Origin of the sequence: Rossellomorea marisflavi (assembly GCF_009806575.1) — a bacterium.
Classification (GTDB): domain Bacteria; phylum Bacillota; class Bacilli; order Bacillales; family Bacillaceae_B; genus Rossellomorea; species Rossellomorea marisflavi_A.
This window is the reverse complement of sequence record NZ_CP047095.1, coordinates 3,242,849-3,255,038: the sequence shown is the minus strand read 5'-3', so window position 1 is coordinate 3,255,038 and position 12,190 is coordinate 3,242,849. Positions and strand designations below refer to the sequence as shown.

Annotated in this window: 11 protein-coding genes and 1 riboswitch; of the genes, 6 read left to right on the top strand and 5 right to left on the bottom strand. The window is 48.4% G+C overall.

Features of this window, described 5'->3' with window-relative positions; all coding sequences use genetic code 11:
* Positions 1-9 precede the first annotated feature (9 nt).
* The 3 genes from D5E69_RS16860 to D5E69_RS16850 all read right to left on the bottom strand — a co-directional run bounded on the left by D5E69_RS16860 (position 10) and on the right by D5E69_RS16850 (position 2,807).
* Entirely contained in the window at positions 10-798 is a 789-nt protein-coding gene (locus tag D5E69_RS16860; protein WP_048013493.1) for a GNAT family N-acetyltransferase, read from the bottom strand.
* Between the two features lie 346 nt (positions 799-1,144).
* Positions 1,145-1,930: a glucose 1-dehydrogenase gene (locus D5E69_RS16855; protein WP_159129944.1), complete on the bottom strand. Its 786-nt coding sequence runs from the start codon at positions 1,928-1,930 to the stop codon at positions 1,145-1,147.
* 22 nt (positions 1,931-1,952) lie between these two features.
* Positions 1,953-2,807, bottom strand: a complete 855-nt coding sequence (locus D5E69_RS16850) for a GRP family sugar transporter (protein ID WP_053426261.1) — start codon at positions 2,805-2,807, stop codon at positions 1,953-1,955.
* On the opposite strand from D5E69_RS16850, the gene D5E69_RS23485 reads away from it, so the two are divergent.
* Entirely contained in the window at positions 2,788-2,931 is a 144-nt protein-coding gene (locus D5E69_RS23485; protein WP_187427100.1) for a hypothetical protein, read from the top strand. The genes D5E69_RS16850 and D5E69_RS23485 overlap by 20 nt on opposite strands.
* Before the next feature lie 50 nt (positions 2,932-2,981).
* Positions 2,982-3,131 (top strand): lmo0937 family membrane protein, encoded by a 150-nt coding sequence (locus D5E69_RS16845; protein WP_142128989.1) that lies wholly within the window; start codon positions 2,982-2,984, stop codon positions 3,129-3,131.
* Positions 3,132-3,216: 85 nt separating this feature from the next.
* Here the strand turns inward: D5E69_RS16845 and pckA are convergent, their stop codons facing one another.
* Positions 3,217-4,803, bottom strand: coding sequence for a phosphoenolpyruvate carboxykinase (ATP) (pckA, locus tag D5E69_RS16840; protein WP_048013495.1), 1,587 nt, complete (start codon positions 4,801-4,803; stop codon positions 3,217-3,219).
* A gap of 288 nt (positions 4,804-5,091) precedes the next feature.
* Positions 5,092-5,227: riboswitch (SAM riboswitch) on the top strand.
* Positions 5,228-5,438: 211 nt separating this feature from the next.
* Here pckA and metK point away from each other — a divergent pair.
* Positions 5,439-6,638, top strand: a complete 1,200-nt coding sequence (metK, locus tag D5E69_RS16835; RefSeq protein ID WP_048007384.1) for a methionine adenosyltransferase — start codon at positions 5,439-5,441, stop codon at positions 6,636-6,638.
* 374 nt (positions 6,639-7,012) lie between these two features.
* Here metK and D5E69_RS16830 read toward each other — a convergent pair whose 3' ends face one another.
* Complete coding sequence (locus D5E69_RS16830) at positions 7,013-7,528, bottom strand: gamma carbonic anhydrase (RefSeq protein WP_048007385.1); 516 nt, start codon at positions 7,526-7,528, stop codon at positions 7,013-7,015.
* A gap of 86 nt (positions 7,529-7,614) precedes the next feature.
* Between D5E69_RS16830 and D5E69_RS16825 the strand changes: the two genes are divergently transcribed.
* The 3 genes from D5E69_RS16825 to D5E69_RS16815 all read left to right on the top strand — a co-directional run bounded on the left by D5E69_RS16825 (position 7,615) and on the right by D5E69_RS16815 (position 12,087).
* Entirely contained in the window at positions 7,615-8,418 is an 804-nt protein-coding gene (locus tag D5E69_RS16825; RefSeq protein WP_048007386.1) for an alpha/beta fold hydrolase, read from the top strand.
* 24 nt (positions 8,419-8,442) lie between these two features.
* Positions 8,443-9,516 (top strand): tetraprenyl-beta-curcumene synthase family protein, encoded by a 1,074-nt coding sequence (locus tag D5E69_RS16820; RefSeq protein WP_048007387.1) that lies wholly within the window; start codon positions 8,443-8,445, stop codon positions 9,514-9,516.
* Between the two features lie 201 nt (positions 9,517-9,717).
* Complete coding sequence (locus D5E69_RS16815) at positions 9,718-12,087, top strand: immune inhibitor A domain-containing protein (protein ID WP_048007388.1); 2,370 nt, start codon at positions 9,718-9,720, stop codon at positions 12,085-12,087.
* The last annotated feature ends 103 nt before the right edge of the window (positions 12,088-12,190 follow it).

Genomic DNA, 12,190 nt, shown 5'->3' with positions numbered 1-12,190 from the left:
CCGGATTTTTTAATAGCTGAACATCGACCAGTAGCCGATGTCACGAAATCCGATGCGTTTATAGATTTTGCCTGCATCTGGATTATCATAGAAGAGACAGAGCTCCTTTCCTTCCTCGAGCAGATCCCCCACAAGTTTGGACATGCACTTGCTTGCGTATCCTCTTTTCTTGTAATCGGCATGGGTGCAGACCCCGACGATCATGGCCGATTTCGAGTTCTCTGCGGTAGTGGAAGCGGAGGAAGCCAAACGGCCGTCCCCTTCAATATAATAGCTCCTGGCAGCACCGGCTTTCATGCTGTGTTCCTTGCTTTCGACCGTGATATTGGAGTGCTCGAATTCAGGGACCGTGAGAAGGAGTTCGACAAGGGCGGGGATGTCTTCGATTCCCGCTTCTTTCACCAAGGACAGGTCGCTTTGATCGAGTGATTCCCCCTGGGTGCATTTGGCATAGTGGAGATGTCTTTTCTGCTTCGCCTCCCGGGAAATGAACGGATCAAGCTTCGAAACGATATCCTTTAATCCCGAAATGTAGAGGAATTCCTCATCCTGATTGATGATGGAGGCAAATCCTTCTGCATCATACCCGCCAGGTGCGTATGGTATGTAGTTTTCCCTGTATCTCAGGAGTACACCGCGCAACACTCCTTCATCGGTGAAATCCCCCCAGACCTTTTGGAAATCCTGTTCGTACCCGAAGGCTTCAATATCCCCGATGATAAATAGATTCTCTGCAGGCGCCTGGGTGATAAGGTCCTGACAGATAGAGTCGTCTTCGATGGTCAGCTGTCTGATCATGTTTGGTCTCTCCCTGTAAATTTTTTCTTGTAATCATATCAAGAGAATGGGGGAGGAGTAAAGGGAAAATTCAAAAAAAAGATGCCATTTCTTTATACCGCTCATGATTTCCGTGCAAGACTACGCTTTCCGCGGGTAGCCCGTGAGCCTCCTCGGCGCGCCTGCGGGGTCTCACATCAGCTACTCTTTCCGCAAGAGTTTTCTTCCTGCACTCCAATCAACCGCTAGAAACTATAAAATACAAATCTTTATGAAACAAATTAAATACCCGAATTCAGTTGCCTTATCCTTGGCAACTGAATTCGGGTTTTACTATGACTGAAACATGTTGTCCCAGCCTTTTTATTTATCCCCTACCTGCTTGGAAGGAAGGATACTTGGTCATTCCGCCATCACAGAAGAGGGTGATTCCAGTCACATAGCTTGCTTGCGAGGAAGCGAGGAAGGCCGCTACGGATGCGACTTCTTCAGGTTTTCCGATATAACCCATTGGAATCATGCTTTCAACATCGGCACGCTGCACGGGGTCGGCAAATTTCTCTGCGTTGATCGGTGTGTTCATGGCGCCGGGACCGATGTTATTGACCCTGATCCCTTTCGGAGCATACTCGAGAGCGAGAGTTTCGGTCATCAGTTTGATTCCGCCTTTACTCGCCGCATAATGGACGAACAGAGGCCATGGAATGACTTCGTGGACACTCGACATGTTGATGATGTTCCCTTTGATCCCATTTTCAACGAAGTACTTGAGGGCCTCCCGGCAGCCGAGGAAGGCTCCGGTCAGGTTCGTGTTGACGACTTTATTCCAGTTGTCGAGGGTCATTTCGTGTGATGGGACGGGATTTTCGACTCCTGCGTTGTTGATCATGATGTCCAGTGTCCCGAATTTTTCGGTAGCGGCCTTTACGAGGTTGATGACATCGGCTTCGACCGTGACATCCCCTTGGACGATTTCTGCTTGTCCGCCGGCCTCTTCAACTTCTTTTTTCGCATCCAGTGCTTCTTTTTCATCCTTGAAGTAGTTGATGACGACCTTGGCTTTCTCCTGGCCGAATCTTACAGCCATGGAGCGTCCGAGCCCTGTGGATCCCCCCGTGATGACGACTACTTTGTCCTTTAAATCGTTGTACATGTTGTTTCCTCCTCAAATGACATTATTGTTTGGCAATCCCTAACAGGACGCCTCCGATGATGATCAAAATGATCCCGAATGAGATCAGGACAAGCTGTTTCTTCGTTTTCCTCTCACCGAGGATGAAGATTCCCCCCAATGTGGAGATGACGATTCCCATTTGGGAAAGGGAGAAACTCGTCGCTACTCCGACCCGTGGCTGGGAGATGAAGAGGAACATATTGCCCAGTGCCCAAATGAGTCCGGGAATGATATTCCGGATGGCGTATTTGTTGAACGGCTTATGTCTGAACGTCAGGATCACGGCACTGATGAACATCCCGATCGCCTGAGGGAACAAGGCCACCCAGCCATCGACGTTGAAGAGCCTCGCCACGACGACATAGATCAGATAACCGATCGTGGATACGATGAGGGTGAGGATGGCTTTCTTGAAGTTGCCCGATTCTTCTTCGTTTCCTTTTTTCTCTTCATAAGAGGTGAAGACGATCCCGACGACGATACAGATCAGGGCGATCACACCGAGGATGACGGTGGTTGTGGTGGACCATTCATGAAAGACGATGACACCGAACAGTGCGGTGGAAACGAGCTGCATACCGGTGGAAATCGGCATCGTTTTACTCACGCCGATATATTGGAACGTTTTTAATTGGTTGACCTGTCCGACGGTCCAGAATAGACCTGAAACGATTCCGACGATGATGATCGTTGAATTCAGTTCTGGCTGGATGAAAAGGTAAATCCCAAAGGAGAGGATAAGCGCCCCGATGGTGGTCCCAAGTACCTGGCTGTAGGGTCCGCCTCCCAGTTTTACATTGAATAACACGATGCTACCCCAGAATATTGCTGGGAGTATGGCTAAAAAGATATCCATAAGAAGCCTCTCTTTCTTGAATGCAATAGTCACAATTCTTCTTTGGATAGGTTTTGCCAGAGAATTTGATTGTATGTATCCAATTTCAATTGGGAGTGAAAAGAATGAGGGGGTGAGGTTTTAAAATTGCGAGCTTAGGGAATCGTAAGAATAAATAAGGAGGTGCAGCACATCATGATTTGGACGATTATCGGTATTTTATTGATTTTATGGCTTCTTGGTCTTATTTTCAAAATTGGGGGCGCGGTGATTCACGTATTGCTCGTGATTGCCATCGTCGTGTTCATCTTCAACCGCATTACAGGGCGTAAGAAAGGACTGTAGAGGGAATTCGATGTGTCGGAGTCCCTACATAAATAAAAGAGCCGGCATTCCTTGTTAAGGAGTGCCGGCCCTTTTTATATCCAGATCAGACGAGGGGTCCGCCCTTTGCTTCGATCTCACCTGTCATCATGCTGAACTTTTTGAAGTTCTCATTGAATTTGTAGGCCAGTTCTTTCGCTTTTGACTCGTACGCATCTTCATTCATCCAGGTTTTTTTCGGCTGGAGCACCTCATCAGGTACCCCAGGGACATGATGGGGGATATGCAGCCCGAAGATTTCATCGGTCTTGGTCTCCACGTGGGTGAGCTCCCCTTCAAGTGCCGCCTGGACCATGGAGCGCGTATAGGACAGCTTCATCCGGCTGCCGACGCCATATTCCCCGCCGGTCCATCCGGTGTTCACGAGGTATACCTGGGCATTATGTTCATCGATCTTCTTGCCGAGCATCTCCGCGTAGCGGATGGCAGGAAGAGGGAGGAACGGTGACCCGAAGCAGGTAGAGAAGGTTGCTTCAGGGGATGTGATGCCGCGTTCTGTGCCGGCAAGCTTGGACGTATAACCGCTCAAGAAGTGGTACATGGCCTGCTCCTTTGTAAGCTTGCTGATCGGAGGTAGCACACCGAATGCGTCCGCCGTCAGGAATACGATCGTGTTCGGATGACCGGCAACGCTTGGGTCGACGATATTTTCCATCGCTTGAAGGGGATAGGCTGCCCGCGTGTTTTCCGTCATGGATGCATCCTCATAATCAGAGGCACGGGTATCTTCATCGACTGCCACATTCTCCAGTACGGAACCGAAGCGGATCGCATCGAAGATCTGAGGCTCTTTTTCGCGGGTCAGGCCGATGCATTTTGCATAGCAGCCCCCCTCGATATTGAATACGCCGTTCGGTGACCAGCCATGCTCGTCATCACCGATGAGCCTGCGGTTGGGATCGGCAGAAAGGGTCGTTTTACCTGTACCTGACAGTCCGAAGAAGAGAGCGACATCACCTTCAAGGCCCACGTTGGCAGAGCAGTGCATGGAAAGGATATCGGACTCGGGGAGAACGTAGTTCATGACGGAGAAGATTGACTTCTTCATTTCACCCGCATACTCCGTGCCGCCGATAAGGACGATCCGTTTCTCGAACGAAACGATGATGAACGTTTCAGAATGGGTCCCATCCACAGCGGGATCTGCTTTGAAATGAGGGGCCGATACAATCGTGAATTCCGGTTCGTGACCGCTCAGCTCCCCGTCTTCGGGACGGATGAAGAGCTGATGAGCGAACAGATTATGCCACGCAAGCTCATTGATCACCTGGATTGGAAGGCGGTGCTTACGGTCGGCTCCCGCATACCCGTTGAACACGAACAGTTCTTCTTTTTGTTGAAGGTAATCAAGGACCTTTCCATACAGTCGGTCAAATGATTCTTCCGAGATCGGCTGATTGACCTTGCCCCACTCGATTTTATCTTTGGAGGAAGCTTCTTCCACAATGAATTTATCCTGAGGTGAGCGACCGGTGTATTTTCCGGTTTTGGCCCTGACGGCACCGGATGAGGTCAGGATCCCTTCGTTTCGCTGAAGGATTTTTTCCACCAGCTGCGGGACGGATAATTGTTGGTGTATGTTTTCGCCGTTCAGTAATTGCGTCAACTCATTTGATTTGCTCACAGTATTCATTCGAACCCTTCCTTTATGTGAATTTTAAGTAAGTTTACTTCTCGATGATTAGTATAACACATTAGAAATATTAGTCTATACTATATAATCTTTTTTCTGAAAAAGAATTAACATATCCTTGTTTTATGCTCGTATAATCCTATTTATATGCAATATATCGGATTAACGTTAACGTTTTGGGGGATTGTGATGTCTTAATGGAAAAGAAGGGGATGATGGTTAAACCTAGCAGGGGGAAAGTGTTGACACTCCGCCGTTGAACCGTTATTATTGTACCTTGAACGGATACTCTTATCCTGAGCTGGTGGAGGGAGCAGACCCTATGAAACCCAGCAACCTGCTATGAAATAGAGGGAAACAGAACGATTTTCCCAAGAGCGAAGGTGCTAAACTGAGGCAAGGTGCAAACCTTGAACGATAAGAGAGAAAAGGCGCGGCTAAAAGTTCAACCCTTTCCTCTGCATGCTTTCCAGAGGGAGGGTTTTTTATTTGACCTGCTACATGGCAATCCCCGGGTCCGATCCCGGCAGCGGGGCCGCCGTGTTTACTTCATACTACTTAGGGAAATGAGTACCGTATCTGCTTCGCTAAATTCGCCGGAAGCCACCGGCAAATGTGTTTAAGGAGGAACCTTGATGTCAACTAAACGTCGTCTGTTTACATCTGAGTCCGTAACGGAAGGACATCCAGATAAAATTTGTGACCAAATCTCTGATTCAATTCTTGATGCTATTCTTACGAATGATCCCAATGCGCGTGTAGCTTGTGAAACATCCGTTACTACTGGTCTCGTTCTTGTTGCCGGTGAAATCACAACCAACACGTATGTCGATATCCCGAAAATCGTCCGCGAAACCATCCGTGAGATCGGATATACGCGTGCAAAATACGGTTTCGATGCTGAAACATGTGCCGTCCTTACATCAATCGATGAGCAATCGGCCGATATCGCCCAAGGGGTGGATCAGGCCCTTGAAGCCCGTGAAGGACAAATGAGCGAAGAAGAGATCGACGCCATCGGTGCCGGTGACCAGGGACTCATGTTCGGATTCGCCTGCAATGAAACGAAGGAGCTTATGCCTCTTCCGATCTCCCTTTCTCATAAGATCTCCCGTCGCCTGACTGAAGTGCGTAAAGAAGAAATCCTTCCTTACCTTCGTCCGGATGGAAAAACGCAAGTGACGGTTGAATACGATGAGAACGACAAGCCTGTCCGCATCGACACGATTGTCATCTCTACTCAGCATCATCCTGAAGTGACGCTTGAGCAAATCCAGCGCAACCTGAAGGAATATGTGATCGATCCAGTCGTTCCGAAAGAATTGATCGACGAAAACACAAAATACTTCATCAACCCGACTGGTCGCTTCGTTATCGGTGGACCACAAGGAGATGCCGGTCTGACAGGCCGTAAGATCATCGTTGATACGTATGGTGGGTACGCGCGTCACGGCGGTGGTGCATTCTCTGGTAAGGATGCTACCAAGGTTGACCGCTCTGCGGCCTATGCTGCACGTTACGTTGCGAAGAACATCGTGGCTGCAGGACTAGCCGAGAAGTGTGAAGTTCAACTTGCATATGCCATCGGTGTGGCACAACCCGTATCGATCTCTGTCGACACATTCGGAACCGGACAAGTATCCGAAGATGTATTGGTGGACGTTGTCCGCAATAACTTCGATCTTCGCCCGGCAGGCATCATCAAGATGCTTGACCTACGTCGCCCGATCTACAAACAGACGGCTGCTTACGGTCACTTCGGACGTAATGACCTTGATCTTCCTTGGGAGCGTACAGATAAGGCAGACGCTCTTAAAGCAGAAGCGCTTGCTTGATCACCCCTATAAACAAAAAGAGGCTGGAACAAACGTGTTTTAGTCATAGTAAAACCCGAACTGCGATAAGGCAAAGCAGTTCGGGTTTTTTATTTGTTTCATGACCATTACGATTTCATTGTCTCCAACGGTTGAATGGAGTGGAAGACGAAGACTCCTGCGGAAAGAGTGGCTTATGTGAAACAGGCTTGCGGAGGCTCCTGGGCTACCCTTGGAAAGTGACGTCTTGCACGGAAATCATGAGCGGGATAAAGAACCTTTACGGATCGTGTCTGGTATCTTTTTAGTGTTGTCCCAACTTCTTTGGTTATTCCGGGCCTTTACAAACAATCCGAGTAATCTCCATCAAGTTGGGGTATCCCAAGTATAAGTGACTAGAGGGGCTTGGAGGCTTTATAATGTTGTGCTTTTTCCGCATACTCCCTTGAGATCCGCTCCATGTCGATGATATCGTCCTCATTCAGCTCCCTGACAACCTTTGCGGGTCTGCCGAATGCGAGGGTGTGGGGAGGGATGACCTTCCCCTGAGGGACCAGGCTCCCGGCACCGATGAAGGCGCCTTCACCGATCTCGGCATTATCCAGGATGATCGAACCCATTCCGATCAACGCCTTTTTTCGGATTTTGCAGCTGTGCAGGATGACCGAGTGACCTACGGTGACCTCATCCTCTATGATCAGGGGATTGTCCGGACTTTGGTGAAGCACGGAGTTGTCCTGGATATTGACCTTTTTCCCGATCTTGGTCGGGGCGACATCTCCCCGTATGACGGAATTGAACCAGACGCTCGACTCTTCCCCGATCTCGACATCCCCGGAGATTGTCACATAATCTGCAATATATGCGGACTCTGCAATGATCGGTTTTTTATTATAATATGGATAGAGCACTTTATACTAACCCCTTTCAGAAATATTTACTATAATAAATGGTAGCAGAATTTTTCGGAATTACCATATTTAAAGGAGGATTCGCCATGTGGAAATGGGAAACGGATCAAGAAGCGAAGGCAGTCATCGTAATCGTTCACGGAGCAATGGAGCATCACGGCCGTTATGGTTGGCTCATTGAAATGTGGCGCTCGGCAGGGTATCATGTCGTCATGGGCGACCTGCCCGGCCAGGGGATGACCTCCCGGAGCATGAGGGGCCATATTGAATCATTCGAAGAGTACCTGATCGAAGTGAAAGATTGGATCCAGGCAGCCTATCAGTTCGAGCTCCCTGTATTTGTGATCGGTCACAGCATGGGAGGGCTCGTCACGGTACGTCTGCTCCAGGAATCCCACGTGAATCTTGCAGGGGTCATTCTCTCCTCGCCCTGCCTCGGATTGATGAATTATCCGAACAAGTCGGTGGATCTGCTTTCCTATGGTCTGAATAAAGTCGCTCCATCGGTTAAATTCCCATCGGGATTATCCATCAATATGGCGACCAGGAACGCTGAAGTCCGTGAGATCGACAGCAACGATTCCCTCTATATCACGAAAGTCTCTGTCCGGTGGTATCGGGAATTGATCAATGCGATGAAGCATGCTCACCAGGAGCTGGATAAGATGCCTGACTATCCATTGCTCGTCATGCAGGCGGGGGATGATCAAATCGTAGATAAACGGGCTGTGAAAAAATGGTTTACAGAACTTTCCTTGTCCGAAATGCATTATAAAGAATGGTCAAAATGTTATCATGAACTTTACAATGAGCCGGAGAGGGAGGAAATTTTCGAGTACTCCAAGTCTTTCATTGAAAGCCGGCTGAAAACGCTGGGTTATATTGTGTAATGAAGTAAGGAAGAGGTGATAAGCGTGTCTATACCAAGCGATCCATTTTCATTAATGACAAAAGTATATCGAAATGTCTTTCCACACGTTCATCACGAGCTTGATCAGTGGAAAAAGCGGGCGGAAGCGATTCCGAATGAAGAATTGAGGCGACAGGCCCTCTCAAGCATCGAACATAAGACGTTTCACTGTGAAGGCGGAGGGATCATGTCCCTCCTTTCCCTCGATAAGAAAGTAGAAACGATCCGTTTCATCGTGGCCTATCAAACGATCAGCGATTATCTCGACAATCTGTGTGACCGGAGCGTATCCCTTGATCCGGATGATTTTGCACTCCTTCACCAGTCCATGAGGGATTCCCTCGATGTCGATGCCGAACCCGTGAACTATTACGCCCTCAGGGAAGATCAGGATGACGGCGGATACCTAGAAGCGCTGGTAAGGACGTGCCAGGGCGTCCTCAAGGATCTCCAGAACTATGATGCGATCAAGGAAGAGCTCGCGCAGCTTTGTGACTACTATTGCGATCTGCAGATACATAAGCATGTGAAACAGGAGGAGCGCGTCGAACGGCTGCAGGGCTGGTTCGAGTCCCATAGAGAGAACCTTCCCGACATGGACTGGTATGAATTCTCGGCTTGCTCCGGATCGACCCTCGGGATCTTCTGCCTCGTCTCGTATGCAAATCGGGCCGATTTCCATCCGTCCTATACGGATAAAATCAAGAGCGGCTACTTCCCTTATATACAGGGACTACATATCCTACTCGATTATTTCATTGATCAGGAAGAAGATAGGGAAGGGGGAGACCTCAACTTCTGCTTCTATTATGAAGATGAAGAGCACATGAAGGAACGGCTCCTTCACTTCCTCCGTAAAGCGGATGAACATACGGAAGGACTCCCACACGCCCATTTCCACCGATTGATCAACAAAGGGCTGATCGGCGTCTATCTGTCAGATGATAAAGCCAGGAAGCAGCGGAACGTTCATCACTTTTCAAAAGAATTCATCAATGAATCTGGCTGGATCACAAAATTCTTCTATTTCAACGGTAAAATGTATCGAAAATGGAGAAGCCGGAAAAAGACATCTTAAATCCCAAAACCTCGACATCGCTCGAGGTTTTCTTTTTGTTTTTATGAAAAAAATGGAATATATAAGGTTCTAAGGTTTCAGGTAAGAAAGTGAGTGCTGGGACCATATAACTGTTTTAATTCTGAAAATATTTACTTTTCAGAAAAAAGGAGTATATTTGGTAGAGAAAGTATTTACTAGAAACTTTAGGGGGAATGGAAATTGAAGTCTAGAAAGATCATGTCTGTTGCCATGGCCGCAGCGCTCAGTGCCGGTTTATTTGCCGTCCCTGCATCCGCCCATGACGCTACTCCGGTGAACGTCCTGAAGGACCCGGTGTCGAAGAAGGTACATAACCACGGGGAAGGACCGTTTGACCTTGCCATCGCCAATGAAGAGAAATTGATCGAGATGCTCAAGGAAAAAGGGGATATTTCGAAGAATGCATCAGCTTCTGAAGCTGAAAAAGGATTGCAGAAGTTCCTGAAGGAAAAATCCGATGGCTTGAAGGAGCTTGAAGATGATGGAGAGTTGAAGGAAGAGAAAGAGAAGCTCGAGAAGAAAATCACTCAGAACAAAAAGAAAGGGAAGGGTGACAACAACAAAAAGAAACATCGAAACCTCGATCCTGTCCAGGAAGAAGACTATGACGGGGACGTAAGGGAAGACAAAGTCCTTGTCGTATTGATGGAGTTCCCTGATTTCCCGCATAACTCCATCCAAGAAGATGAAACGGATATGTACTATGACGATTATGTGCAAAAGCACTATGAAGACATGGTATTCGGTGATAAAGGATACAAAGGGCCGAATGGAGAAAATTTGGTATCCATGAAGCAGTTCTATGAGCAGCAGACGAATGGTGCCTACACGGTCGATGGAAAAGTGACGAAGTGGTATATGGCGAAGCATCCGGCTGCCTACTACGGGGGGAACGGAGCGAATGGCAGTGACGCAAGGCCTAGGGAACTCGTCAAGGAAGCACTTGAAGCCGTTGCGGCAGATCCCGATGTAGATCTTAGTGAGTTCGATCAGGAAGACCGTTATGATCTGAATGGAAATGGAAATACCCGCGAGCCGGATGGCCTTGTCGATCACCTCATGGTCGTACACTCTGCTGTCGGTGAAGAAGCGGGCGGAGGAAGCCTTGGAGAAGACGCCATCTGGTCCCACCGTTGGAACCTTGGCAGCGTATTCCCAATCAAAGGAACGGAAACCGATGTTCCATACTGGAATGGCAACATGGCCGCGTATGACTACACGATCCAGCCGGCAGACGGAGCAGCAGGGGTGTTCGCCCATGAGTACGGGCATGACCTCGGACTTCCGGATGAATATGATACCCAGTATACGGGTACTGGTGAAGCCGTTGCCTACTGGTCCATCATGGCAAGCGGAAGCTGGGCAGGGAAGGTACCTGGCACAGAGCCGACCGGATTCAGTGCATGGTCCAAGGAATTCCTCCAGGCTGCCCATGGCGGCAACTGGCTGAAGTACGATGAGATCAGCCTCGATGAGCTGAACAAAAAAGGTGAAGAATTCTATCTAGATCAGGCAAATACGAAGGGCACGAATGCAGATGCGCTGAAGATTACCTTGCCGGATAAAGAAACACCGGTCAACAAACCGTTCAGCGGAAAATACAGCTACTTCAGTGGCAGTGGAAACGATCTTGATAATTCCGCAGTCGTCGATGTGAACCTTTCATCTGCCTCAAGTGCAGAATTCTCCTTCAAAGCATGGTATGACATCGAGCAGGATTGGGATTATGGATCTGTTCAAGTAAGCGAGGACGGGAAACAATGGACAACCATCCCGGGTAATATCACAACTGATGTGGACCCTAATAGCCAAAACCCTGGCAACGGAATCACCGGGAAATCCGATGGCTGGATCGATGCCAAGTTTGACCTGAGTGCCTATAAAGGGAAAAACGTTAAAGTGAAGATCAACTACTGGACGGATGTAGCGGCAGTGTACCCTGGTTTATATGTAGATGATATCAAGGTGACAGCAGATGGGAAACAAGTATTCTTCGATGATGCAGAGGGCACACCGAAAGTGAAGCTTGAAGGATTCGCGAAGGATACGGGTGTCAAAAAATCAGAGCATTACTACCTTCTTGAGTGGAGAAATCATCAAGGAGTCGATGAAGGACTGGCTCATATCAAGCGTGGGAACAGCCTCATGTCCTATGATCCGGGTCTTGTCATCTGGTACGCAGATGAATCATATGACGACAACTGGACTGGTATCCACCCTGGTGATGGCTATCTTGGAGTGGTCGATGCGGATCAAAAACCGCTTAAATGGAGTGATGGCTCCGTTGCTTCCACCCGCTACCAAATCCATGATGCCGCATTCAGCATGGATAATGCCAAAAAAATGTTCATCGATTATCGTGACCTTCTCGGGTTGACGCTGACTGACAAGGACACAAAGAAAAATCCTGAGTTCTATGACAAGAAAGACTACTCGAACAAAGCGATGCCGGATGCAGGACGGAATGTTCCTGAATATGGCCTGAAAGTCAAAGTGACGGGTCAAAGTAAAGACAAGTCTGTAGGACGCATCGAAGTATCAAAACATTAATCTTGAAGGGTGACCGCCGACCGGCGGTCACCCTTTAAGCATGTTAGTGGACATTTTTCATCATGGAATTGATAATAATACTCACATCACACAAAGGAGATGT

Excerpts from the sequence above, each read along its gene's own strand:
- D5E69_RS16850 (WP_053426261.1), bottom strand. The coding sequence starts at position 2,807 with ATGGATATCTTTTTAGCCATACTCCCAGCAATATTCTGGGGTAGCATC.
- D5E69_RS23485 (WP_187427100.1), top strand. The coding sequence starts at position 2,788 with ATGGCTAAAAAGATATCCATAAGAAGCCTCTCTTTCTTGAATGCAATA.
- D5E69_RS16855 (WP_159129944.1), bottom strand. The coding sequence starts at position 1,930 with ATGTACAACGATTTAAAGGACAAAGTAGTCGTCATCACGGGGGGATCC.
- D5E69_RS16825 (WP_048007386.1), top strand. The coding sequence starts at position 7,615 with ATGTGGAAATGGGAAACGGATCAAGAAGCGAAGGCAGTCATCGTAATC.
- metK (WP_048007384.1), top strand. The coding sequence starts at position 5,439 with ATGTCAACTAAACGTCGTCTGTTTACATCTGAGTCCGTAACGGAAGGA.
- D5E69_RS16845 (WP_142128989.1), top strand. The coding sequence starts at position 2,982 with ATGATTTGGACGATTATCGGTATTTTATTGATTTTATGGCTTCTTGGT.
- pckA (WP_048013495.1), bottom strand. The coding sequence starts at position 4,803 with ATGAATACTGTGAGCAAATCAAATGAGTTGACGCAATTACTGAACGGC.
- D5E69_RS16860 (WP_048013493.1), bottom strand. The coding sequence starts at position 798 with ATGATCAGACAGCTGACCATCGAAGACGACTCTATCTGTCAGGACCTT.